Annotated in this window: 18 protein-coding genes, 1 tRNA gene and 2 rRNA genes (1 of these 21 cut by a window edge); 10 read left to right on the top strand and 11 right to left on the bottom strand. The window is 63.6% G+C overall.

The genetic code is table 11. The features are described 5' to 3' along the window. Positions 1-167: 167 nt before the first annotated feature. Entirely contained in the window at positions 168-2,519 is a 2,352-nt protein-coding gene (locus tag SPYCW_RS00715) for a TonB-dependent receptor plug domain-containing protein (RefSeq protein WP_120215179.1), read from the bottom strand. A gap of 185 nt (positions 2,520-2,704) precedes the next feature. On the opposite strand from SPYCW_RS00715, the gene SPYCW_RS00710 reads away from it, so the two are divergent. The 4 genes from SPYCW_RS00710 (at position 2,705) to SPYCW_RS00695 (ending at position 7,612) form a co-directional block, all read left to right on the top strand. Then, complete coding sequence (locus tag SPYCW_RS00710) at positions 2,705-3,727, top strand: phytase (RefSeq protein WP_120215176.1); 1,023 nt, start codon at positions 2,705-2,707, stop codon at positions 3,725-3,727. Positions 3,728-3,985: 258 nt separating this feature from the next. Next, positions 3,986-5,578 (top strand): bifunctional phosphoribosylaminoimidazolecarboxamide formyltransferase/IMP cyclohydrolase, encoded by a 1,593-nt coding sequence (gene purH, locus SPYCW_RS00705; RefSeq protein ID WP_120215175.1) that lies wholly within the window; start codon positions 3,986-3,988, stop codon positions 5,576-5,578. Positions 5,579-5,638: 60 nt separating this feature from the next. After that, a complete protein-coding gene (locus tag SPYCW_RS00700) occupies positions 5,639-6,283 on the top strand; it encodes a YqaA family protein (RefSeq protein ID WP_120218021.1) in 645 nt (214 codons plus the stop codon). Between the two features lie 75 nt (positions 6,284-6,358). Then, positions 6,359-7,612: an NAD(P)/FAD-dependent oxidoreductase gene (locus SPYCW_RS00695; RefSeq protein WP_120215174.1), complete on the top strand. Its 1,254-nt coding sequence runs from the start codon at positions 6,359-6,361 to the stop codon at positions 7,610-7,612. A 145-nt stretch (positions 7,613-7,757) separates the two neighbouring features. Here SPYCW_RS00695 and SPYCW_RS00690 read toward each other — a convergent pair whose 3' ends face one another. From SPYCW_RS00690 to SPYCW_RS00675, 4 genes are all read right to left on the bottom strand, one after another. After that, positions 7,758-8,309 carry a VOC family protein gene (locus tag SPYCW_RS00690; protein WP_120215172.1) on the bottom strand — a complete coding sequence of 184 codons (552 nt, stop codon included), beginning with the start codon at positions 8,307-8,309 and terminating at the stop codon, positions 7,758-7,760. A 113-nt stretch (positions 8,310-8,422) separates the two neighbouring features. After that, positions 8,423-9,508: a 4-hydroxyphenylpyruvate dioxygenase gene (hppD, locus tag SPYCW_RS00685; protein WP_120215171.1), complete on the bottom strand. Its 1,086-nt coding sequence runs from the start codon at positions 9,506-9,508 to the stop codon at positions 8,423-8,425. 56 nt (positions 9,509-9,564) lie between these two features. Further along, complete coding sequence (locus SPYCW_RS00680) at positions 9,565-10,101, bottom strand: hypothetical protein (RefSeq protein WP_120215170.1); 537 nt, start codon at positions 10,099-10,101, stop codon at positions 9,565-9,567. 58 nt (positions 10,102-10,159) lie between these two features. Beyond that, a complete protein-coding gene (locus SPYCW_RS00675; protein ID WP_120215168.1) occupies positions 10,160-12,031 on the bottom strand; it encodes an ABC-F family ATP-binding cassette domain-containing protein in 1,872 nt (623 codons plus the stop codon). Between the two features lie 80 nt (positions 12,032-12,111). On the opposite strand from SPYCW_RS00675, the gene SPYCW_RS00670 reads away from it, so the two are divergent. The 3 genes from SPYCW_RS00670 to SPYCW_RS00660 all read left to right on the top strand — a co-directional run bounded on the left by SPYCW_RS00670 (position 12,112) and on the right by SPYCW_RS00660 (position 15,853). Then, a complete protein-coding gene (locus SPYCW_RS00670) occupies positions 12,112-12,534 on the top strand; it encodes a VOC family protein (RefSeq protein WP_120218020.1) in 423 nt (140 codons plus the stop codon). A gap of 188 nt (positions 12,535-12,722) precedes the next feature. After that, positions 12,723-13,382 (top strand): ABC transporter ATP-binding protein, encoded by a 660-nt coding sequence (locus tag SPYCW_RS00665; RefSeq protein ID WP_120215166.1) that lies wholly within the window; start codon positions 12,723-12,725, stop codon positions 13,380-13,382. After that, on the top strand, positions 13,379-15,853 hold the full coding sequence (locus SPYCW_RS00660; protein ID WP_120215165.1) for an ABC transporter permease: 2,475 nt from the start codon (positions 13,379-13,381) through the stop codon (positions 15,851-15,853). Before SPYCW_RS00665 ends, SPYCW_RS00660 begins: the two co-directional genes overlap by 4 nt. A 343-nt stretch (positions 15,854-16,196) precedes the next feature. On the opposite strand, the gene SPYCW_RS00655 is transcribed toward SPYCW_RS00660, so the two are convergent. Continuing rightward, complete coding sequence (locus SPYCW_RS00655; RefSeq protein ID WP_120215162.1) at positions 16,197-16,928, bottom strand: murein L,D-transpeptidase catalytic domain family protein; 732 nt, start codon at positions 16,926-16,928, stop codon at positions 16,197-16,199. Positions 16,929-17,097: 169 nt separating this feature from the next. Between SPYCW_RS00655 and arsC the strand changes: the two genes are divergently transcribed. Then, complete coding sequence (gene arsC / locus SPYCW_RS00650; protein WP_120215161.1) at positions 17,098-17,442, top strand: arsenate reductase (glutaredoxin); 345 nt, start codon at positions 17,098-17,100, stop codon at positions 17,440-17,442. Positions 17,443-17,552: 110 nt separating this feature from the next. Here arsC and SPYCW_RS00645 read toward each other — a convergent pair whose 3' ends face one another. Both SPYCW_RS00645 and recF read right to left on the bottom strand, forming a co-directional pair. Next, entirely contained in the window at positions 17,553-17,777 is a 225-nt protein-coding gene (locus SPYCW_RS00645) for a hypothetical protein (protein WP_120215159.1), read from the bottom strand. Between the two features lie 166 nt (positions 17,778-17,943). Then, a complete protein-coding gene (gene recF / locus SPYCW_RS00640; RefSeq protein ID WP_120215157.1) occupies positions 17,944-19,053 on the bottom strand; it encodes a DNA replication/repair protein RecF in 1,110 nt (369 codons plus the stop codon). A 510-nt stretch (positions 19,054-19,563) separates the two neighbouring features. On the opposite strand from recF, the gene SPYCW_RS00635 reads away from it, so the two are divergent. Next, the gene (locus tag SPYCW_RS00635) at positions 19,564-19,743 is read left to right on the top strand and encodes a PspC domain-containing protein (protein WP_039580111.1); all 180 of its coding nucleotides are present in this window, start codon (positions 19,564-19,566) and stop codon (positions 19,741-19,743) included. A gap of 204 nt (positions 19,744-19,947) precedes the next feature. Next, positions 19,948-20,706, top strand: coding sequence for an SDR family oxidoreductase (locus SPYCW_RS00630; RefSeq protein ID WP_120215156.1), 759 nt, complete (start codon positions 19,948-19,950; stop codon positions 20,704-20,706). A 65-nt stretch (positions 20,707-20,771) separates the two neighbouring features. Here the strand turns inward: SPYCW_RS00630 and SPYCW_RS00625 are convergent. From SPYCW_RS00625 to SPYCW_RS00615, 3 genes are all read right to left on the bottom strand, one after another. Next, positions 20,772-20,848 (bottom strand) — tRNA-Met (locus SPYCW_RS00625). Positions 20,849-20,963: 115 nt separating this feature from the next. Next, positions 20,964-21,078 (bottom strand): 5S ribosomal RNA (rrf, locus tag SPYCW_RS00620). A 133-nt stretch (positions 21,079-21,211) separates the two neighbouring features. After that, a 23S ribosomal RNA gene (locus SPYCW_RS00615) occupies positions 21,212-22,341 on the bottom strand (it continues 1,661 nt past the right edge of the window).

The raw sequence follows: 22,341 nt of genomic DNA, 5'->3' as shown, positions 1-22,341 counted from the left end.
CGAAGCGGTGAGGAGGGGGACCATCCGAAGGATGGTGGAGGGGCAGCGACCTCGCGTCCTTGCCCCTCCGTCAGCGGCTTCGCCGCTGCCACCTCCCCATCGCTTCGCGACAGGGAGGATTGACCAGCAACCGGCGCCCCAGGGACTGAGCGCCGGTCACCGAAGCGTTAGAAAGCGTAGCGCGCCATCAGCTGGAACACCGGACCGGCCTTTTCGCTTTCGAGCTCATATTCGTCGAAACTGCGATCGTTCTGATCCTCGATCGTGGTGAACTTGTTGAACCGCTCGCGCTTGGCGCCGTTGAGCAGGTTCGATCCCACCGCGCGGATCGTGAAGCTCTTGCCGAAGCGCTTTTCAACGAAGATCTCGAGATCGGCGCCATAGCTGGTGAAGACCTCTTCACCGACGGTGCGGTCGAACGCTGCGCCCTGTTTGCGATAGGTGGCGCCGAACGCCGCGCCGACCGACGGAATGTCCTGGATCACCCCGAAATTATAAACATATTCGCTCTGGCCGTTGAAGCGGCGCTTGCCGAATTCGTCGATGATCTTGCTGTCGAGCCACGAGATATTGCCGAACACCCCGGTGTCGGGCAGGCCGACGAAGCCAAGATCGGTCGACAGGTCAAATTCGATCCCCCACACCTTGCCGTCACCGATATTCCGCGGCTGGTACACAAAGGTGCCCGCACCTTCCGACCCGGTGACGCCGGTGTTGGTCAGCTCGATGAGGTCGTTCACCTTGCGATAAAAGACGTTGACCCCGGCGATGCCGGCGCGGCCAAGGCGCTGTTCGAAGCCCAGGTCGGCGCCCCATGCGGTTTCGGGATCGAGCAAGGGATTACCGAGCAGGTCATTGTCGCCGAGCTCGGCATCAAGCCGCGCCGGCGAAATGAAGTTGAATTCGGGACGGCGGCTGGTGCGCGCGATCGATGCGGTGACGCGGCCGCGGGCGCCGACGTCGATCTTGACCGATGCCGAGGGGAGCAGCTTTTCATAGTCATTGTCGATACGGGTCGCGGGCGGAGTCAGATCGACGATGGTGAGGTCGGTGGTTTCGTAGCGAACGCCCGCCTCCCACTTCACGCCGGGCATGTCGCCTTCGATCAGAACGAAACCGTCGAGCCGTTTTTCCTCGATCATGTTGATCCCGCCGACCGCCGGGATGAAAGCGCCGAACGGACGAACAAATTCGGTCGGGTTGCGGGCGAACTGGTCATAACCCTGCCGGTTGGCGGCGGTCAGATTGTAGCGATCGCGCGGCGCTTCGGTGATCGCGGTCGCGCGATCCTTGTCCTGCCACAGGCCGCCGACGAGCAGCTTGGTACCCTCGCCGAGCGCAATTTCATGTTCCAGCCGCACCGAAAATTCCTTGTCGGTGATGCCGGTCAGCGTCTGGTCGCCGGTAAAGCGCGGCAGCGCGCGGTCGAATTCGACCTCATATTCGGTTTCGAACCGATCTTCGTCGAAATAGGCGTAACCGACCTTCAGGCTCGTTTCGCCCGCCGACCAGCGGTGCGCGAGCTTGCCGTTGATGCTGTAATTGTCCTGGTCGATCGTCGCGACATTGGCATTGTCGACGGTCAGATTGCCCGGCGGCGTCGCGCGGATCGGGCCGTTGATGTTGGTCGGGTGATTATATTCAAAGCTGCGCTCGGTTTCGGTGCGATCGGTGTGGACGTAAAAGCCGTTCAGCGAGAAATCGGTCGTATCGCCCTTGATGTCGTAGGTCGCGTTGAACGAATAATCCTTGCCGTCGCGCGTATCGACCTGGTCTTCGCGGTTGTTGAAGTCGTCGACCGCGAAGTTCGGATTATTCTCGGGCGAGTCGTCGTAGCGCAGCGAGAATTTCTTCTTGGGGTTGTGCCGCCCCTGGAAATTGGCGCCGATCAGGAAGCGTCCCGGCCCGAGCGCACCGCCAAACACGCCGCCGATGCTGGGTTCGAGTTCCTTGTCGTCATAATAGAGCCCGCCGGCGCGCAGGTACCCGCCGTCGAGTTCATAGCCGTCGCGCAGCTTGATGTTGAGCGTCCCCGCAACCGCGTCGCCGGTGCGGCGCGCCGACGACGAGCGGACGATTTCGACACGGTCGATCAGCTCGGCGGGGATGCGATCGAGGAAAAAGCTGCGGTCGGCGTTCGATCCCGGCACTTTTTCGCCGTTGATCAATATCTGGGTGTAGCCGGGTGGCAGGCCGCGCAGCCGCGCCCCGTCGCTTTCGATCACGTCGGACAGGAAGGTCACCGACGGCACGCGCTTCAGCGCGTCGCCCGCGGTCAGCGGTTCGAACCGCTGGAAAAATTCGCTGTCATAGGACAGCACGGGTTCGGCCTGATCCTCGCTGCGGTTGCGGTACCCGATGCTGCCCAGCACGACGATGTCCTGCGACGTGGTGATCGTGCCGTCGGCATTCTGGATCGGCGCCATATCCTGCGCGTCCTGCGCGGCGGCGGGCGCAGCGATCATGGCGGTTGCGAGCGCAAGCGCTGCGGCGGAATGCAGGCTGAAAATACGAATCATGTTGGTCGAGCCCCCTTTGTGGTTGCCGGGCCTCTAGGGTGGTCCTGTGACAGTTTGCGACGAGCATCATGACGTTTGCATGACCGTTAAGTGACGGAAATATTGTGGGATTGACGCAGCGTGACTTTGCTGGAACGGGGCGCGGCCAACCGCGCTACGGCGCGTCCGCAATCAGGGGAAAGACGATGTCGGCCATCCATCATGCGAAGCTTTTGTCTTCGTTCGCTTTTGCGATCGCGCTCGCCGGATGCGCGGCGAACCAGCCCGCGATCATGGGTCTGCCGCCAGTGCAGGTGGCCGCGAGCGCCGAGACCGCGCCGGTCGGAACCGGCCGCGCCGACGCCGCCGACGACCCGGCGGTGTGGGTCGACCCCGCCAACCCGAACCGCGCGCTGATCGTCGCGACCGACAAGAAGGCGGGGCTGCACATCTATGACCTCAGCGGCAAGGACATCGCCTTCACGCAGGCGGGTCTCGTCAACAATGTCGATGTCGTCGGCGACATCATCGTCGCGAGCGACCGCAACGACGGGGTGAGCGCGCATCTCGCGCTATTCCGCCTCGACGCCGACAAGCCCGCGATCACCCCGCTGGGCCGCGCCGCGGCGGGCAGCGGCGAAGCCTATGGCCTCTGCCTGAAACGGACCGCGCCGGGCGCGCCGATCACCGCCGCGCTGATCGTCAAGGATGGCACGGTGCGCGTCGGCACGCTGGCGGTGAACGGCACGCCGACCTTCACGGTCGAGTGGGAGCACAAGATCCCGACCCAGTCCGAAGGCTGTGTTTTCGACGGCGACACGCTCTATGTCGGGGAGGAAGATGCCGGTGTGTGGCGGCTCGAGCCGAACGGCAAGGCGGCGACTGCGACGATGGTCGCGCCGGTCGACAACCAGCGCCTCGTCGCCGATGTCGAGGGACTGGCGACGATCGACCACAAGGGGCAGCGCTACCTGCTCGTGTCGAGCCAGGGCGACAACGCCTTTGCGGTCTTCAAGCTGCCGTCGATGGACTATGCCGGGCGTTTCGCGGTCGCCGCAGGCCCCTTCGGCGCCGTGAGCGAGACCGACGGGATCGAGGCAGCCGCGGGCAATTTTGGCGCCGCTTTCCCGGACGGGCTTTTCCTCGCACAGGACGGGCACAACGAGCCGCGTGCCCAGAATTTCAAGCTGGTACGCTGGGACCAGATCGCGGCGGCGCTGGGGCTGTAGCCTTCGCTGCTTGAAAAATTCAGTGTCCCCGCGAAGGAGCATCGGGTCGGGTCGTCCCCCGGACGATCCTTGAACATGCGGGGCATGTTCAACCCGATACTGACCCATCTCCGGCCGGTTCAAGGTCGCACGCACAGATGATGTGCTCCCGCCTTCGCGGGAGCACACGGCCCGTTAACCGGTGGTCGCACTTGCCCTGACCGCCCTTCGCGCCTAGGGGAGCCGCGTCTTTCCCTTCCTGCAAAGGCCGCCCTTTCCATGACCGACCTGATTCCCGTCCGCCGCGCCCTCTTGTCCGTCAGCGACAAGGCGGGGCTCGCCGAGCTTGCCGCCGCGCTCGTCAAGCATGGCGTCGAGCTGGTATCGACCGGCGGCACCGCGAAGGCGCTGCGCGAGGCCGGGCATAATGTGCTCGACGTGGCGGAGCTCACCGGTTTCCCCGAGATGATGGACGGCCGGGTCAAGACGCTGCACCCGACCGTGCACGGCGGCATCCTCGCGGTGCGCGACGACGCCGCGCATGTCGCGTCGATGGAGGAACATGGCATCGGTGCGATCGATCTGGTGGTCGTCAACCTTTACCCCTTCCTTCAGACGGTCGCGTCGGGCGCCGATCGCGACACCGTCATCGAGAATATCGACATCGGCGGCCCCGCGATGGTGCGCTCATCGGCGAAGAACCACGCATTCGTCGGCATCGTCACCGAGCCTGAAGATTATGCCGCGGTGATCAAAGAGTTGGACGCCAATGGCGGTGCGACCACGCTCGCGCTGCGCAAGCGCCTTGCCGCGACCGCCTTTGCCCACACCGCAAGCTACGACAGCGCCATCGCGCGCTGGTTCGCGATCGTCGATCAGGGCAAGACTTTCCCCGACACGCTGCCGCTGACCGCGAAGCTCGCCAGCGAATTGCGCTACGGCGAAAATCCGCACCAGAAGGCGGCGCTCTATATTCCGGCGGTGCCCGGGCCGCGCGGGATTGCCGGCGCCGAACAGGTGCAGGGCAAGGAGCTTTCGTACAATAATATCAACGACGCCGACGCGGCGCTCGAACTCGTCGCCGAATTCCGCGACGCCGATCCGACCTGCGTCATCGTCAAGCACGCCAACCCGTGCGGGGTCGCGAGCGCAGCGACGATCGCCGAAGCCTATGATGCGGCGCTGAAATGCGACGATGTGTCGGCGTTCGGCGGGATCATCGCGGTCAACCGGCCGCTTGACGGTGCGACGGCCGAACTGATCAGCGGCATTTTCACCGAAGTAGTCTGCGCGCCCGACGCCGATGCCGACGCGCGCGCGGTGTTCGCAAAGAAGAAGAACCTCCGCCTGCTGCTCACCGGCGAGTTGCCCGATCCATCGCGCGGCGGGCTGATGCTGAAGGGGATCACCGGCGGCTGGCTGGCGCAGAGCCGCGACAATGGCCGGATCAGTCGCGACGAATTGAAGGTCGTCACCGACCGCGCGCCGACCGACGAGGAACTCACCGACGCGCTGTTCGCTTGGACGATCGCCAAGCATGTGAAATCGAACGCGATCGTCTATGCCAAGGGCGGGTCGACCGCGGGCATCGGTGCGGGACAGATGAACCGCCGCGACAGCGCGCGCATCGCCGCAGTGAAGGCGCGCGAGGCGGCGGAAAGCCATGGCTGGGCCGAGCCGCGTACCGTCGGCAGCGCGGTCGCAAGCGACGCCTTTTTCCCCTTTGCCGACGGCTTGCTGGCAGCGGTCGAGGCCGGCGCGACATGCGTGATCCAGCCGGGCGGGTCGATCCGCGATGATGAGGTGATCGCCGCGGCGAACGCAGCGGGGCTCGCGATGGTTTTCACCGGCATGCGCCACTTCCGGCACTGATCGAGAGGCGCATAAATGGCTATTCAGATCGACCCGACGGCGCGCCCCACTGCGCGCAGCCTGCTCGCCCATCTCTACAACTGGACGATCGCCAAGGCGTCGCACAGCCATGCCCAATGGTGGCTGTTCGCCATCGCCTTCGTCGAATCGAGCTTCTTCCCCATCCCGCCGCATCCGGTGCTGGGGCTGATGTGCCTCGCCGATCCCAAGCGCGCGGTGCGCTATGCCGCAATCTGCACCATCGGATCGGTACTCGGCGGGCTGTTCGGCTACGCCATCGGCTATTTCCTCTATGAAAGCATCGGCTTGTGGTTGCTCGGCGCGCTGGGACTGACCGAGAAATTCCCCGTCGCGTTGTGCTTCCTCAACCAATATGACGCGGAGGCGATCATCATCGCGGGCGCCACGCCGATCCCGTTCAAGCTGATGACGCTGACCGCGGGCTTTACTGCCATGGACCTCGCGACCTTCATCGGGGCGAGCATCGTCGGGCGCGGCATGATCTTCATGGCCGTCGGCATCCTGTTCCGCATCTTCGGCGCGCCGATCAAGGCATTCATCGAGAAATATCTCGGCATGGTGACGACCGCATTCGTCGCGCTGGTCATCGGCGGCTTTGTCGTGGTCGGGTTGCTTTCGGGCGACGGCGACAAGAGCGCTGACGCGTGCAGCGGCGCGACGTGGGAAAGCATCCAGCGCCGTTAAGGCAACGCGCCGTGCAACTCAACCGCGCGTCGGGAATTAGGGGCGTGTCGCCTCGGTCGCGGCACGGAGCATTCCATGACAAAGCCTCCCCCGCGCGCGAAACAGGCCTCGGTCACCCACCATCGCGATCTGCGCACCGGCCAGTCGATCTGGTCGGCGCGGCGGCGCCCGACCGTTCCGATCCAGCCCCTCACCCGCGACATCGGCTGCGACGCCGTGATCATCGGCGCCGGGATTTCGGGCGCGCTGATCGCCGAAACGCTGTCGGAGGCGGGCTTGCAGGTTGTCGTCGTCGATCGTCGCGCGCCGCTGGACGGATCGACCGCAGCTTCCACCGCGATGCTGCAATATGAAATCGATACCCCGCTGTCGCTGCTGTCCCAGCAGATCGGGCGCGATCGCGCCGAGCGGCTTTGGCGCCGATCGCGCCAGTCGGTCGACGCGCTGCGCGAGCGGACCGAGCGGCTGGGGCTGAAGGTCGATGCCGCGACGCGCGGGTCGATCTATCTGCACGGCAATGTCCTCGACGCCGATGGTCTAGCGCGCGAAGCCGAGGCGCGGCGGCGCGCGGGGTTCGAAATCGAGCTGCTGAAAGCCGCCGCGGTGTTCGATCGGTACGGCATCAAGGGGCGTCATGCGATCATCGGCTTCGGCAATTATTCGGCGGATCCGCGCCGGCTGGCAGCAGGCTATCTGAATGTGGCGATCGGTCGCGGCGCGCGGATCTATAGCCCGGTGGACATAAGCGAGATTGCGCCAAGCGAGAGCGGTGTGACGCTCCATAGCGTCGACGGTCGCAAAATCCGCGCCGACACGATGATCGTCGCGACGGGCTATGAGATGATGAAGGGCATCCCGCGCAAGGGGAACAAGATCATCTCGAGCTGGTCGATCGCGACCAAAGCGCAGCCGCGCGCGATCTGGCCGACCGCGGCGATGATCTGGGAGGCGGCCGACCCCTATCTCTATATCCGCACCACCCCGGCAGGCGAAGTCATCTGCGGCGGTGAGGACGAGGAGATCAGCGATGCGGACGAACGCGACGCCAAGATTGCCGCGAAGACCGCGACCTTGTCGCGTAAACTTGGCGCGCTGCTGCCGATGATCGATCCGACGCCGGTGCATGCCTGGGCGGGCAGTTTTGGCGACAGCGAGACCGGGACGCCGACAATTGGTCGCATCCCGCGGATGCCGAACTGCTATGCCGCGATGGGCTATGGCGGCAACGGCATCACCTTTTCGATGATGGCCGCACAGATGCTACGCGGGCTGATCTGCGGCGACGGCGACCCCGACGCCGATCTGGTCAGCTTTTCGCGGACGTTTTGAGCGCGGGGTGAACGAGCCACGGCTAGCGCAGCTAGCGCGGCGCTCAAATACTCCGTTCGTGTCGAGCGAAGTCGAGACACGCCGCGTTTGTGTGCGCCTTCACGTATCTCGACTTCGCTCGACACGAACGGTGAGGGAGGTCGACTTATTCGTTCGCGGCGGTGTGCAGCCAGTCGGCGTGTCGCGGCGCTTTCTTGGTCTGACTCCATTCCTCGAGCATCAGCGGCGCGACGCGCTTGAGTTCGGCATATTGTTCGTCGGTGCCGATATCGCACGCCAGTTCCACGCGGTGACCGTTGGGATCGAAGAAATAGATCGACTTGAAGATGCCGTGGTGCGTCGGGCCGAGCACGTCGACGCCTTCGCTTTCCAGATGCGCCTTGGCCGCCACCAATTCGTCATAGCTGCCGACCTTGAACGCCAGATGCTGGACCCACGCCGGGGTATTCTCGTCGCGGCCCATGTCGGGCTGGTTGGGCAGCTCGAAGAAAGCGAGGATGTTGCCGTTCCCCGCGTCGAGGAAGACGTGCATGTACGGATCATATTCGCCGGTCGACGGGACATGATCCTCGGCAAAGGCAGTGGTGTAGGTCATGCCGAGCATGCATTCGTACCACTCGACCGTCTCTTTCGCATCCTTGCAGCGATAGGCGGCGTGGTGGACGCCGCCCAGTTTGATCGGAGACTGACTGATCATTTTACCCAACTCCATTTGTGCTGCGCTCGCCTTTCACCGTAGCCCTGAGCCTGTCGAAGGGCGCTTATCGACGATAGGCACCCTTCGACAGGCTCAGGGCTACGGCAAATAAATCAAGCGGGTTCTTTGATTTCCAGCGCGCCGCGGCGGATCTGGTCCATTTCCATCGATTTGAACAAGGCGGTGAAATTGCCCTCGCCGAACCCTTCATCCTTCTTGCGCTGGATGAATTCGAAGAACACCGGGCCGATCACCGTCTGACCGAAAATCTGGAGCAGCAGGCGCGGGTCGCCGTCTTCGGTCGAGCCATCGAGCAGGATACCGCGCGCCTGGAGTTCTTCGACCGGCTCGCCATGGCCGGGCAGGCGATCGGCGAGCATCTCGTAATAGGTTGCGGGCGGCGCCGGGGCGAAAGGGTTGCCGAGCGCTTTCAGCTTGTCCCACGCGGCATAAAGATCGTCGCAGCTGAACGCGATATGCTGGATGCCCTCGCCGTTGTAGGCGCGCAGATATTCCTCGATCTGGCCACCGCCGCCGGCGCCTTCTTCATTCAGCGGGATGCGGATCTTGCCGTCGGGGGCGGTCATCGCTTTCGACGTCAGCCCGGTATATTCGCCCTTGATGTCGAAATAGCGGATCTCGCGGAAGCCCGCGATGCGTTCATAGAATGCCGCCCAATGCGCCATGCGGCCGCCGTAGACATTGTGGGTCAGGTGATCGATCAGCTGCATGCCCGCGCCGACGGGGTGGCGATCAACCCCCTCCTCATAAACGAAGTCGATGTCGTAGATGCTGAGGTCGTCGCCATAACGGTCGATCAGATAGATGATCGAGCCGCCGATGCCGCGGATCGCGGGGAGGCGCAGTTCCATCGGGCCCGGGGTTGTTTCGACCGGCTCGGCGCCGCGTTCGATCGCTTCGGCATAGGCTTTGGCGGCGTCGCGGACACGCCAGCCCATGCCGCACGCCGACGGGCCATGTTCGGCGGCGAAATAGGCGGCGGGCGATTTGGGTTCGTAATTGGCGATCAGGTTGATGCCGCCCTGGCGCCACAGCTGGACATCCTTTGAGCGGTGATGCGCGATCTGGGTAAAGCCCATCGCCTGGAAAACGGGTTCGAGGACGCCTTTTTCGGGTGCGGAGAATTCGACGAATTCAAAACCGTCGAGACCCAGTGGATTGTCAAACAGGTCGGCCATGATCGATTCCCATCTAGTTTCAACTGAAACTAATGTCGCTGACCCCACGCGATGAGTCAAGGTCCGCTGCGAACGGCTCCGGAAGGCTGCGCCAAGGACCGGTCATCCGACAGGCCAGCCCGCGTTACTGAAAGCTGCTCGGCCTGCCCGATCCGTACCTGGACCTGATAGTAATATTTGTCGGTCGGCTTTCCGTCGTCGCCGAAGAAGCCGATCTTCACGCGCTGCGCGACGCCGCGGACCAGCACGGTTTGGCCCGTGAAGCGCTTTTCCGCCGCTGCCAGCCCTTGGCCACCGGCCAATTCGGCCATTACCGCCGCCGGCATGGCGATGGTCAGGCAATTGCGGTCGCGATAATCGGCTTCGGAATTGAGGTAGTAGAAGCCCTTCTGCTCACCGACCGCCTTTACCTCCATCCGGAACGTCCCGGCGATCCCCGCCTTTGGGGCCAGATAGGACGCAAAGGTGACCGCCTCGACGGGCGAAATACAATCGTCGCTGCACTGGATAGGGCGCGGCCGAGCCGCCACCGGAGACGTCGCGGTGGCGACCGGATTGTTCAGCAGCAGCAGCGTGGCCGAAAGCAACATCATTCTGTTCCCTCACGCGATTCGAGCGGCATCCTCGCGGGTTCGTCGACTTGCCGCAAGCCTAGGCCGCCCCCTCAAACGCCTCCAGCGCTTCGCCCGCCGCGATCCAGCGTGCCTCGGCGGCTTCCTGCGCGGCGACGATCTTGCCGCGGCGCTGCGACAACTCGCTCATCGTCAGGCCTTTATATTCGTTCGCGGCGCCCGCCGGGTCGAACATCGCGCGGTCGATGGCGGAGAGGATGACCTGATATTTCGCGAGATCAGCCTCGGCATCGGATACCTGCTTGCGGATTTTCGCCGCCGCTTCGCGCGCCGCAGCGGCGGCCTTGCGGTCTTCCTTCTTGTCGGTTTTCGACACCTTGTCCTTGGACGGCCCCTTGCCCAGGATCAGGTCGACATAATCGTCCATGCTGCCCGAATATTCCCGCGCGGTGCCGTCGTCGACCAGGACCAGCCGGTCGGCGGTGAGTTCGAGCATATGCCGGTCGTGGCTGACCAGCACCACCGCGCCGTCAAAGCCGTTCAAGGCCTGGACCAGCGCCTCGCGCGCATCGACGTCGAGGTGGTTGGTCGGTTCGTCGAGGATCAATAGGTGCGGCGCGTCGCGGGTGATCAGCGCCAGCGCGAGCCGCGCGCGTTCGCCGCCCGACAGCTTCTTGACCTCGGTCGTCGCCTTGTTGCCCGAAAAACCGAAGCGGCCGAGCTGGGCGCGGATCGCCGCCTGCGTCTTGCCCTCCATCACCCGCGTCATATGCGCGAGCGGGGTGTCGCTGCCGTCGAGTTCTTCGACCTGATATTGGGTGAAGTAACCGACGCGCATCTTGCCCGACGCCGCCATCGCGCCCGCCATCGGGGTGAGCTGTGCCGCGAGCAGGCGTGCGAGCGTCGTCTTGCCGTTGCCGTTGCGGCCGAGCAGGGCAATGCGGTCGTCGGGATCGATGCGCAGATTAAGCCGCTGAAGCACCGGCTTGTCGGCATAACCGACGCTGGCGAGGTCGAGCGTGATCAGCGGCGGTTTCAGCTCGTCGGGGCTCGGGAAATCGAAGGCCAGCGTCTGATCCTCGGCGAGCGCAGCGATCGGCTGCATCTTGGCCAGCAGCTTCGCGCGCGACTGCGCCTGTTTGGCGGTCGAGGCGCGGGCACTGTTGCGCGCGACATAATCCTGCAGCTTCGCGCGCTGGGCATCCTGCGACGCCTTCGCCGCCGCCAGCTGCGCGGCGCGTTCGGCGCGCTGGCGCTCGAATGCGTCATAACCGCCCGCATAGAGCGTGACCTTGCCGCCCTCGAGATGCAGGATATTGTCGACGACATTGTTGAGCAGGTCGCGTTCGTGGCTGATCACCACCAGCTGCCCCGGATAGGCCCGGAGGAAATTTTCAAGCCACAGCGTCGCTTCGAGATCGAGGTGGTTCGACGGTTCGTCGAGCAGCAGCAGATCGGGTTCGGAGAAGAGTAGCGCGGCAAGCGCGACGCGCATCTTCCACCCGCCCGAGAAGCTGTCGAGCGGCTGCGCCTGCATCGCCTCGTCGAACCCCAGCCCGATCAGGATGCGCGCGGCGCGCGCGGGCGCCGTATAGGCATCGATCGCGATCAATCGTTCATGGATGTCGCCGAGCTTGTCTGGATCCTGCTCGGTCTCCGATGCCGCGAGCAGTTCGGCGCGTTCGATATCCGCGGCGAGCACGGTGTCGAACGGCGTCGCGGTACCGCTCGGCGCTTCCTGCGCAATATAGCCGACGCGCGTCTTGCGCGGCATGTCGATGCTACCCTCGTCGGCTTCGAGCTGACCGATCATCACCTTCATCAGCGTCGATTTGCCGGCGCCATTGCGCCCGATCAGCCCGACGCGGCTTTTCGCCGGCAGGCTTGCGGTGGCGCGTTCGAGGATGGCGCGCCCGCCAAGGCGTACAGTGATTCCGTTGATTGTCAGCATGGCCGCGCGCCTAGCATGTTCGGGGCGTCGGCCCAAGTCCCGCGCTGGCAAATTGCGCGCGGCTGCGGCACATGGGGTTTATGACCGACCTCGCCCCCTTTCACATCGCCTTTCCCGTCGACGATCTGGACGCCGCGCGCCATTTTTACGGCACCGTCCTCGGTTGCCCCGAAGGCCGCAGCGACGCCGACTGGATCGACTTCAACCTGTATGGTCACCAGATCGTCGCGCACCGCGTCGATCGGCGCGAGGCGGTCGCGGGGCATAATCCGGTCGACGGCCATGCGGTGCCGGTGCCGCATTTCGGCGTCGTCCTGCCCCCCGCAAAATGGCAGGCGCTCGCCGACCGGCTGATCGCGCATGACGTGACCTTTGTCATCGAACCGCACACCCGCTTTGCCGGGCAGCCGGGCGAGCAGTCGACGATGTTCTTTCTCGACCCCGCGGGCAACGCGCTCGAATTCAAGGCGTTTGCGGATATGGGGCAACTCTTCGCCACCTGAGCGCGAGCGATTGGGCCGGTCGCAGTCTCGTCACCCTGAAAATCGGGAGCGCCGCAGGCGCTGTTCCCTTGGCGAAGGCTTGCCTGCTTTCTGTTTGACGTCCGTTTGATATTCGCAGCGCTACGAGCGCCCCTTTAGCTTCGCGTGACCTGCCTTGGTGCAGGTCTGCGCGGCGACAGGAGCAGATTATGCCGGACACGATCGCACTCGACAGGATCAGCCATCATTTCGATACCGCCATTGAACGGATCGAGCTTTTCCGCGACCTTTCCTACACGATCCGTGCGGATGAAACGCTGGCGATCATCGGCCCTTCGGGGGCTGGAAAGTCCAGCCTGCTGGCGATCGCGGCGGGTCTGGAAATTCCGGCGGGCGGCGCTGTCCGTTTCACCATCGACGGGGTTGCAGTGGACGCGCTGACGATGCGTGCCAATTCCGGTTTCATTTTCCAGCAGTTCCATCTGATGCCGGAGCTCGATGCGATCGGCAATCTGGCGCTGCCCCTTCGCCTGAAGGGAAACCGCCATGCGTTCGACATCGCCGCCAACTGGCTGGAAAAAGTGGGACTGAAAGATCGTGCCCGGCACCGGCCGCATCAATTGAGCGGCGGTGAGCAGCAACGCATTGCGGTGGCCCGCGCCTTCGTGACCGGGCCGCGGTTCATCTTCGCCGATGAGCCCACCGGCAATCTCGACGTCCACACCTCCGAAAGCGTCGCCGCGCTGATGTTCGATTGCGCCCGGGAAACCCGGTGCGGCCTGATCATCGTGACCCATAGCCACGCGATGGCCAAACGGGCCGACACCGTTTTGCTGCTGGACAGCGGCCAGTTGAAGTCCGCGGCATGAGCAGGCTCCAACTGATGCTCGAAAACAGCTGGCGCGACCTCAGGAGCGGCGACGGGCGCATCAGCATGGCGACCCAGACGGCGCTGCTGGTTTTCCTGATGACGCTAACGCTGACCAGCGCGTCGATCCAGCGCTATCTGTCGGACAATCTCGATCAGATGCTCGGGTCTGACCTGGTGGTGGAAACCCATTCGCCGCTGACCGAGCGCGACGAAGCGACGTTCCGATCGATCGCGACGGGCCTGTCGGTCACCCAGCTCACCGAGATCACCCTCACGCACAAGGATGAATGGGCGCGCGTTCAGCTCAAGCTGGTCGACGATGCCTACCCGATGCAGGGCGATCTGCAGATCGGCGACACGCCGGTCGCGACCCAGCGCGCTGTCGACCGCGGGCCGAAGGTCGGCGAGATCTGGATCGATTCGCGGCTCGCCATAAAGCTGCGGGCGAACGTGGGCGACATCCTCACCATCGGCGGCGCCGACCTGCGGCTCGGCGCGATCCTGTTCCACGAACCCGACCGCATCATGGAGGGTCATAGCGTGGCGATGCGCGCGATGGTGCACGCCGAAAGCCTGGCCGCCACGTCGATCAGCAGCAGCAAGGGGCGCCTGCGCTATCTGGCCACGGCCAACGAAAAGCAGCAACAGGCGATTGCAACCTGGGCGCGGCAGGCGCTGCCCGGCGCCAGCGTGATCCGGAAATTCGGCGGCCAGCACCCGCTCGCCAGCTTCTGGCAGCGCACCGAAAATTTCCTCGGTCTGGCGTCGGTGATCCTGTTCTTCATGGGCGCGGTCGCGCTCGACATGACCAATCGCCGGTGGCTTGCCAAAATGCGATACCGGCTGGCGATCTATGCCAGCTTTGGTACCCGCACCCGGACCGCGATGCTGATGGCGCTGGGCGAATGGCTCGCGGGCTTTCTGCTGTCGATCGCCTTCGCCAGCGCGTTGGCATTATCGGCCTACGCGCTGATCGTCGCCGAACTGCAAGGCTATTTCCCCGGGCTGCGGGCCGCATGGCATGTCGCACCGGCGCTGAAGACCATCGGCCTGTTCTTCCTGCTGCTGCTCGCGCTTCAGGTGCCGAGTTTTGTCCAGCTGTCGCGCGCATCCTTGCTCTCGCTCATTCGCAACCCCGGCGAAGGCCGCCATGTCTGGCAGCGGCTGGTCTGGAACATTGCCGCGGTCGGGCTGCTCGCCGCGGCCTATTCGGATAACTGGTTGCTGACCGGAATGACGCTGACCGCGGTCGGCGCGGCGCTCGCCTTGATGGCGGTGCTGACGTGGACGGTCATCCGGCTGGGGGATGCGTGGGGCCGCCGCCGCGCGGGGCTCTTGCCCTTTGCCTTTTTCATGATGCGCCAGCGCCTGTTCGCTAAATCGGCGCAGGTGATGGGTCTGGGGCTATGCGGCCTGCTGCTGCTGTTTTCGCTGATGCTGATGCGCGACCTCGGGACCATGATGGAAAGCCATGGCCGCAGCCATGACGGCAATCTCATGATCGCCGAAGCCCAGTCCGACCAGATCGACGCGATCCGTCACTGGGCCGCAGCGACGGGCAGCAGCATCCGAGCCTTGCGTCCCTTTGTGTCGGCGCAGCTGGTATCGGTGAACGGCAAGGCATTGGCGGACATGGACAAACCCAGCGACACGTTGGCGACGCTCATGGATCCGATCCGGCTGAGCTGGACCGATGCGATACCCGGAAACAATCGCCTCGTCGGCGGCAAATGGTGGTCCGCCGGTACCGACAACTGGCGGCAAATCTCTGCCGAACCCGAAGTCATGACCGACATGGGCCTCGCCTATGGCGACACGCTCTCCTACCAGATCGGCGGCGAACGCCATGATTTCACGCTGGTCGCCAGCCACGCCTATCGACCAGGTGCCGGGTCGATCACCTTCTGGTTTCAGGTACCGCTATCGGCGAGGCCGCAAATCGACGCTCCCACCCGCTATATGGGCAGCATGGAATTGCCCGAACCGGCATGGAAGGCGCTGGCTGGCCTGTGGCAGCAGCACCCGACGCTGTCGCTGGTGCCGCTGCAGGAGCTGACCGAGCGGTTCGACCAGACGCTGGGGATCGTGACGAAGGTGACGGGGGGCTATGCCGCGATGGTGCTGCTGCTCGCGCTCTTCGTGCTCGCCGCGTCGGTCAGCGGCTTCAGCGCTGACGATCGCCAGAAGAACGGCCTGCTGATGAGCATGGGACTGCGCGAGCGCGATTGCCTGCGGCTCAACCTCTACGACTGGAGCGTCACCGCCCTGATCGCCGCCGTTGGGGCCATCGCGGGTACGTGGAGCGCCGGATTGCTGATCTATCAGGAGCAGTTCGACCTGACGTACAACCCCGACATGCTTTGGGTCGCCGCGATCATCCTCGCGATGGTCGGAGCCGTATGTTTCGTGGGGTATCTGGCATGCCGTCAAAGCCTCAAGGTGTCGGCGCGGGACCTGATGGCGACTTAGAGCGGCCTTGGGCGAGCGCCCGACCGCTTGGTCGTCCACATCAGGGCGACATTTTGTGGCGTGCCCGCAATGGGGCGGTGCGCAAGCTAGTGAATTGCCACGACTTGGCGGAATAGCCGACAACCGCTTCGGAGTTTGCCAAGATGACAGCTCCGCGCAGTGGCTGGCTGCCATAGAATCCATCGCGACGCGAATGGCCGCTAGGAGGTGAGCTTTGCCACCCATAACGTGATCATCCCAGCGAAGGCCGGGTTTTCGTCGCACCGAACAGATCCCGGCCTTCGCTGGGGTGACGAGCGCGGCGTGACCGATCGCGCGCACCGAAAAGCCGATGTCGCGCTGATCAGTCCGCCGTTGTCGGGAACGTCCCGTTGACCGACCCCGCGCGGCGGATATTGTCGGCGACCGGTGGCAGCTGGAACGGCACCGGCATCGGCGGCACTTCGCTCAGCCGGTCGGCGAACAACAGCCGCCCCGGCCCGAGCTTGTAGAGGATCATCGGGAGCAGGTCCTCGCCGAATACGAAACAGCCTTCGCTGCGTCCGAGCTTGCCCTGCGTCGCGATCAGCGACGGGTCGGCGTACCACGCGCCATGGACGACGATCGCACGAACATCGGCATTGTTGTTGTCGGGTTCGAGCCCCGCGAGCCGCATCGACGATCCGTTGGCACCCCAATAATAATCGCTGGTGCGATAGGCGCCGCGCGAGGTCGCCAGACTGCCGACGCGGTTTGAAAAGCTTTTGAGCCAGCCATCATGCTGCGGATCGGATCCGCGGCCGTGCGTGACCGGAAACATCTCGATCTTGCCCGCGACCATATCGACCAGCGCAAAGCGCGGGCGCGCCGACGGCAGGCCGAAATCGACGATGCCGATGCGGTCGGTCTGGGGAATATGGCGGCTTTGCATCGCCAGTTGCTTGCGCGCGACCGCCAGATAATCGACCGGCGGCGTGATCGGCGCGCTCGGCTGGCGAACCCATTCGGGGAGCTGCGCGCGTACCGGCACCGCGGCCATCGCCCCCGCTCCGGCCAGCCCGGCCAGCATCGCCCTGCGATCGATCGATTTACTCACGTGCTACCCAACCCCGCATTGGCCGCCTTTGGCGATCCTCGACTTTGCATAAGTCGTGCGTTCGCCGCGAAAGGCAAGCAGCTGGTTCCCTGTCATGCGGGCAAATGTGCCATATATGCTATGAATAGCGGGTTTACGGTCCCGAAAGGCCTCGTTAGGACGCTGCCTCATGAAAGCAACCATCTGGCACAACCCCGCCTGCGGCACCTCGCGCAAGACGCTGGCGATCCTGCAGGAAACGCCGGGTATCGAGCTGACGGTCGTCGAATATCTGAAGCGGCCCTACGCTGCCGACCAGCTGCGCCAGCTGTTCGCCAACGCGGGTCTGGCCGCGCGCGATGCGCTGCGCCTGCGCGGCACCGATGCCGAGGAACGCGGTCTGAAAGACGCGAGCGAAGACGCGATCATCGCCGCGATGGCCGCTAACCCGGCCTATGTCGAACGCCCGATCGTCCAGACCGACAAGGGGGTCCGACTTTGCCGCCCGCAGGACGTCGTGCGCGAAATTGTCTGACGCGGCCGGTGCCGATGCGCACGCCGCTATAGGCGGCCTCCCATCGGCACAGCAAAAAGGGCCACGGACAATGTCCGCAGCCCCTCCTGTAAGTCGAATTGCAAACCCGATTACGGGCTCGTCGGTTCGTCGTCACCATCGGTCAGCAGCACGATGCCGACGATGATGCCGACAGCGGCGAGCGCGATGACGATCCAGCTGGTTTCGCCTTCCAGCTCGCTCTGGCCTTCAACGGCCGAAGCAGCGCGAACGCCCTGCGCCGCCGATGCAGCGACCGGCGCCGCGATCATTGACGTTGCAGCGAGGCTAACCGCCGCCTTCTTGAACAGATTCATTTCATACTCCCTGGATGGAAAGCTTGTGTGGATCGACCTCGCTTAACGCTACGCTATTGTTCCACAATCAGGATCCATAGCGCGTTACATGCATATTGCAATGCGCTATCAAATACATCGATCTGAAATTACCGCCAGATCGGCGCAATTGCACTTGCACGATGTACTAGTCCACGGCGATCCGCCCGGCACTAATGGCGAATCGCATCACCGGTCCGGGCATGTCGGCAAACAATGCCGACTCGGTCCCGGTCAGCCACGCCTGCCCCCCCTGCTCCGCCAGCCGGGCATAGAGCGCCGCGCGGCGTCGCGGGTCGAGGTGCGCCGCCACCTCATCCAGCAACAGCACGGGTCGCTGCCCGCGCGTCCGCGCGACGCAGTCGCTATGCGCCAGGACCAACGACAACAGCATCGCCTTTTGCTCGCCGGTCGAACAGCGCGCCGCGGCCCGTCCCGTCGCGGCGTGGAGCGCAACCAGATCGTCGCGGTGCGGCCCCGCGGTGGCGCGGCCCGCCGCCGCGTCGATCCGCCGCCGCCCCGCAAACAAGGCCTGCAACGCCGCCGCCTCATGCGGGGCGGCGCGCACCGCCCCGTCGCTATCGACCAACGTCAGCAGCGGGCGGGCAAAGGGCGCATCGGGCTGGTCGGCCAGTTCGGCAGACAGCGCCGCCAGCGTTGCCTGCCGCGCCGCATCCAGCGCCGCACCATGTTCGGCCAGCTGCGCCTCCAGGCTCGCCAGCCATTGCGGGTCGGCGCGGGCAGGATCAGCCAACAGCTTGCCGCGCGCGCGCAGCGCCGCCTCATAGCGGTTGCTATGCTGCGCATGTCGCGGGTCGAGCGCCAGCACCAGCCGGTCGAGGAAGCGCCGCCGGTTGCTCGCCGTCTCGACGAACAGCCGATCCATCGCCGGGGTCAGCCACAGCACCCCCAACCATTCGCCGAGCGACGCCGCGGCGGCCGGGCTGCTGTTGATCCGCACGATCCGCCGTCCCGGATGCGCGGGCTCGATCCCCGTGCCCAGCGATACCGGCGGCAGGTCGTCACCGGCGAGCACTTCAGCGAATATCGCAAAGCCGCCGCTCGCGCCGTCGCGCACCATCTCGCCCAGCGCCGCGCGGCGTAGCCCGCGTCCCGGCGCGAGCAGCGAAATCGCCTCCAATATATTGGTCTTGCCCGCGCCATTGTCGCCGTACAGCGCAACCAGCCCCCGCCCCGCGACGAGCTCCGCGGCGGCATGATTGCGAAAATCGGTCAGCGAAAGGCGGGTCAGCGTCATCCTATATGCCGCCTACCGCAGCTCATCGGGCCGCGCCAGCCCACTCCCGCCCGCACCGCACCCCCTACCATCATACCGGCGAAAGTCGGGATCCCGCCCTCGCGCCCAAACGCCACCAAACAACAGCGCATCGTCCGATCAGGAACTTTCGCGGATATTTTTCCGACTTACGGGATTTTTCGCCATCACAGTGCAATTTTCGCGCTGAAACAATCTGTCTCAGCCCAAAAAACCACGCTTAACAGCCAATGAATGAAATTGGCACGCTCCCTGCATAAGTGTTGGCATCCACCGGGATGGCCCGGATGGAAGGTTCAAGGAAGGAAAACATCATGGCCCATTTCAATGTCGACTCGTTCAAGAGCTATGCGATCGCTGCCGTTGCTTCGCTGTATTGCTCGATCATGCTTCTCGCCGCTGCCGGTCCCAGCAACCTGGTTGCCTGATCAACGCAGCGCGTAAAACGCCGGCCCTGAGCATGCCGAAGGGGCCGGGATGGAAAGGAATGAAATGAAACAGGGTTTTCGCAAGAATCGTCGCGACGGGATGATCTTCGGCGTCTGCGCCGGCATGTCTGACCAGTTCGGCATCGACGTCTTGTGGACGCGCGTCGGCTTTGTGGCCTTGACGCTTCTGGGCTTCGGCCTGCCGCTGCTGCTGTACCTCGCCGTCGCGATCCTCGCGCCCTAGGAGGCAGCCAAGGGGCCGGGCGCCTTACAGGCGCAGTCGCACCGGTCCGCACATCCCCAAGCAACCAAGGGCTCACCGGCCACCCCGGTGGGCCCTTTTCCATTGGTCCAATCCCAAGACCAACGCTTTGAACGCAACAACCGGGAAGCGGCAGGTCGCGGTCGCGAATAGACGACAGGCGCACTTAAGAAGCGGAGCATCATCATGGACCTCAAAAATCGGACAATCATCATCACGGGCGCCAGCAGCGGGATCGGCGCCGCGACAGCCAAATCATTGGGCAGGGCGGGCGCTAGACTGGTTTTGGGCGCCCGCCGTACCGAACAACTGAAAGAGATCGCGTCACAAATTTGTCAGCAAGGCGGTGTCGCGGCCGTTTTGCCCGGCGACGTCGAGGATGAGGGCTATGCGGAAGCACTGGTCAAGCTCGCCGAAAATGAGTTCGGCGGGCTGGACGGCGCCTTCAACAACGCCGGTATGGTGGGTGACATGGTGCCAGTCACCGAGATGTCGCTCGCAAACTGGCACAAGACACTCGCTACCAACCTAACGAGCGCGTTCTTGGCGGCAAAAGCCCAAATTCCGGCGATGATGCATCGCGGCAAAGGATCGATCGTCTTTACCTCCTCCTTTGTCGGCTACAGCAATGGCGGCCTGCCGGGGATGAGCGCCTATGCCGCATCCAAGGCCGGACTCATCGGGCTGGTGAAATCGCTGGCTTCGGATCATGCCGCGAGCGCTATCCGCGTGAATGCCTTGCTGCCCGGTGGTACGATTACGCCGATGGGCGGCGAAGGGGATGCCGAAATAATGGCTTTCGTGGCGAACCTTCATCCGGTGAAGCGAATGGCCGTCGCCAGCGAGATCGCCGAGGCGGCGCTCTTCCTTTTGTCGGACCGCGCGAGCTTTGTGACCGGCTCAGCAATGCTTGTCGACGGCGGCATCTCGGCACGCCTGATATAGCAGGGGTGCATGGCCAATCGCCGCAGCAAAAAGCCCGCCATCCCATCGGGAAAGCGGGCTTTTGTTGGTTGCGGGAGTAGGATTTGAACCTACGACCTTCAGGTTATGAGCCTGACGAGCTACCGGGCTGCTCCATCCCGCGCCACCAATGTCGCGATGCCGAAGCGATCCGCGAAAACAGCAAAAGGCCGGCATTTCTGCCGGCCTCTAACTTTGTGAATGGGTTTTTCCGTATTCGTCCTCACGTCGGCTGCAATGCCTGGCGACGTCCTACTCTTCCAGGGCTTGAGCCATAGTACCATCGGCGCTGTCAGGTTTCACGGCCGAGTTCGAGATGGGATCGGGTGGGTCACTGACGCCATGGTCACCAAGCAATGAAGCCGGCGTGGGTCGAATTTGGGTTTCAATCGAATGCCCGTGCAATTTGGACTTTGTTACAATCATCCACTTCGCGGACAATCTTGCGGCCTTCGGCCATTCAGGACTGTCGTTGATGGTGGGACTCTTAAGTGCGAATAGAGCAATTAGTATCGGTTAGCTCCACACGTTACCGCGCTTCTACATCCGATCTATCAACGTGGTGGTCTTCCACGGCTCTATGAAATCTTATCTTGAGGGAGGCTTCCCGCTTAGATGCTTTCAGCGGTTATCCCGTCCATACATAGCTACCCTGCTGCGCCACTGGCGTGACGACAGGTACACCAGAGGTATGTTCAACCCGGTCCTCTCGTACTAGGGTCAACTCCTCTCAAATTTCGACGCCCACGGCAGATAGGGACCAAACTGTCTCACGACGTTCTGAACCCAGCTCACGTACCACTTTAATTGGCGAACAGCCAAACCCTTGGGACCTGCTCCAGCCCCAGGATGTGATGAGCCGACATCGAGGTGCCAAACGATTCCGTCGATATGAGCTCTTGGGAATCATCAGCCTGTTATCCCCGGCGTACCTTTTATCCGTTGAGCGATGGCCCTTCCACTCGGGACCACCGGATCACTATGACCGACTTTCGTCTCTGCTCGACTCGTCAGTCTCGCAGTCAGGCAGGCTTATGCCATTGCACTCTCGCAGACGGTTTCCAACCGTCCTGAGCCTACCATCGCGCGCCTCCGTTACTCTTTAGGAGGCGACCGCCCCAGTCAAACTACCCGCCACAGAGGGTCCCTGATCCAGTTTCATGGATCGAGGTTAGACATCAGAAAACAACAGGGTGGTATTTCACCTATGGCTCCACACCGGCTGGCGCCAGTGCTTCAAAGCCTCCCACCTATGCTACACAGTTCTTTCCTAATGCCACTCTGAAGCTGCAGTAAAGGTGCACGGGGTCTTTCCGTCTAACCGCGGGTACTCCGCATCTTCACGGAGAATTCAATTTCGCTGAGCATCTCCTGGAGACAGTGGGGAAGTCGTTACGCCATTCGTGCAGGTCGGAACTTACCCGACAAGGAATTTCGCTACCTTAGGACCGTTATAGTTACGGCCGCCGTTTACCTGGGCTTCATTTCGCAGCTTGCACCACTCCACTTAACCTTCAGGCACCGGGCAGGCGTCAGGCCCTATACGTCGTCTTGAAGCCGACTTAGCAGAGCCCTGTGTTTTTGCTAAACAGTCGCTACCCCCTGGCCTGTGCCCCC

This window comes from Sphingopyxis sp. EG6 (assembly GCF_003609815.1).
In the GTDB taxonomy this organism is placed as follows: domain Bacteria; phylum Pseudomonadota; class Alphaproteobacteria; order Sphingomonadales; family Sphingomonadaceae; genus Sphingopyxis.
The sequence above is the reverse complement of the archived record's forward strand: the minus strand, read 5'-3'. Positions and strand labels throughout refer to the sequence as shown.

Bases quoted from the DNA above. Each gene is read 5' to 3' on its own strand.
- SPYCW_RS00715 (WP_120215179.1), bottom strand. From the start codon at position 2,519: ATGATTCGTATTTTCAGCCTGCATTCCGCCGCAGCGCTTGCGCTCGCA.
- SPYCW_RS00710 (WP_120215176.1), top strand. From the start codon at position 2,705: ATGTCGGCCATCCATCATGCGAAGCTTTTGTCTTCGTTCGCTTTTGCG.
- purH (WP_120215175.1), top strand. From the start codon at position 3,986: ATGACCGACCTGATTCCCGTCCGCCGCGCCCTCTTGTCCGTCAGCGAC.
- SPYCW_RS00695 (WP_120215174.1), top strand. From the start codon at position 6,359: ATGACAAAGCCTCCCCCGCGCGCGAAACAGGCCTCGGTCACCCACCAT.
- SPYCW_RS00690 (WP_120215172.1), bottom strand. From the start codon at position 8,309: ATGATCAGTCAGTCTCCGATCAAACTGGGCGGCGTCCACCACGCCGCC.
- hppD (WP_120215171.1), bottom strand. From the start codon at position 9,508: ATGGCCGACCTGTTTGACAATCCACTGGGTCTCGACGGTTTTGAATTC.
- SPYCW_RS00680 (WP_120215170.1), bottom strand. From the start codon at position 10,101: ATGATGTTGCTTTCGGCCACGCTGCTGCTGCTGAACAATCCGGTCGCC.
- SPYCW_RS00675 (WP_120215168.1), bottom strand. From the start codon at position 12,031: ATGCTGACAATCAACGGAATCACTGTACGCCTTGGCGGGCGCGCCATC.
- SPYCW_RS00670 (WP_120218020.1), top strand. From the start codon at position 12,112: ATGACCGACCTCGCCCCCTTTCACATCGCCTTTCCCGTCGACGATCTG.
- SPYCW_RS00665 (WP_120215166.1), top strand. From the start codon at position 12,723: ATGCCGGACACGATCGCACTCGACAGGATCAGCCATCATTTCGATACC.
- SPYCW_RS00660 (WP_120215165.1), top strand. From the start codon at position 13,379: ATGAGCAGGCTCCAACTGATGCTCGAAAACAGCTGGCGCGACCTCAGG.
- arsC (WP_120215161.1), top strand. From the start codon at position 17,098: ATGAAAGCAACCATCTGGCACAACCCCGCCTGCGGCACCTCGCGCAAG.
- SPYCW_RS00645 (WP_120215159.1), bottom strand. From the start codon at position 17,777: ATGAATCTGTTCAAGAAGGCGGCGGTTAGCCTCGCTGCAACGTCAATG.
- recF (WP_120215157.1), bottom strand. From the start codon at position 19,053: ATGACGCTGACCCGCCTTTCGCTGACCGATTTTCGCAATCATGCCGCC.
- SPYCW_RS00635 (WP_039580111.1), top strand. From the start codon at position 19,564: ATGAAACAGGGTTTTCGCAAGAATCGTCGCGACGGGATGATCTTCGGC.
- SPYCW_RS00630 (WP_120215156.1), top strand. From the start codon at position 19,948: ATGGACCTCAAAAATCGGACAATCATCATCACGGGCGCCAGCAGCGGG.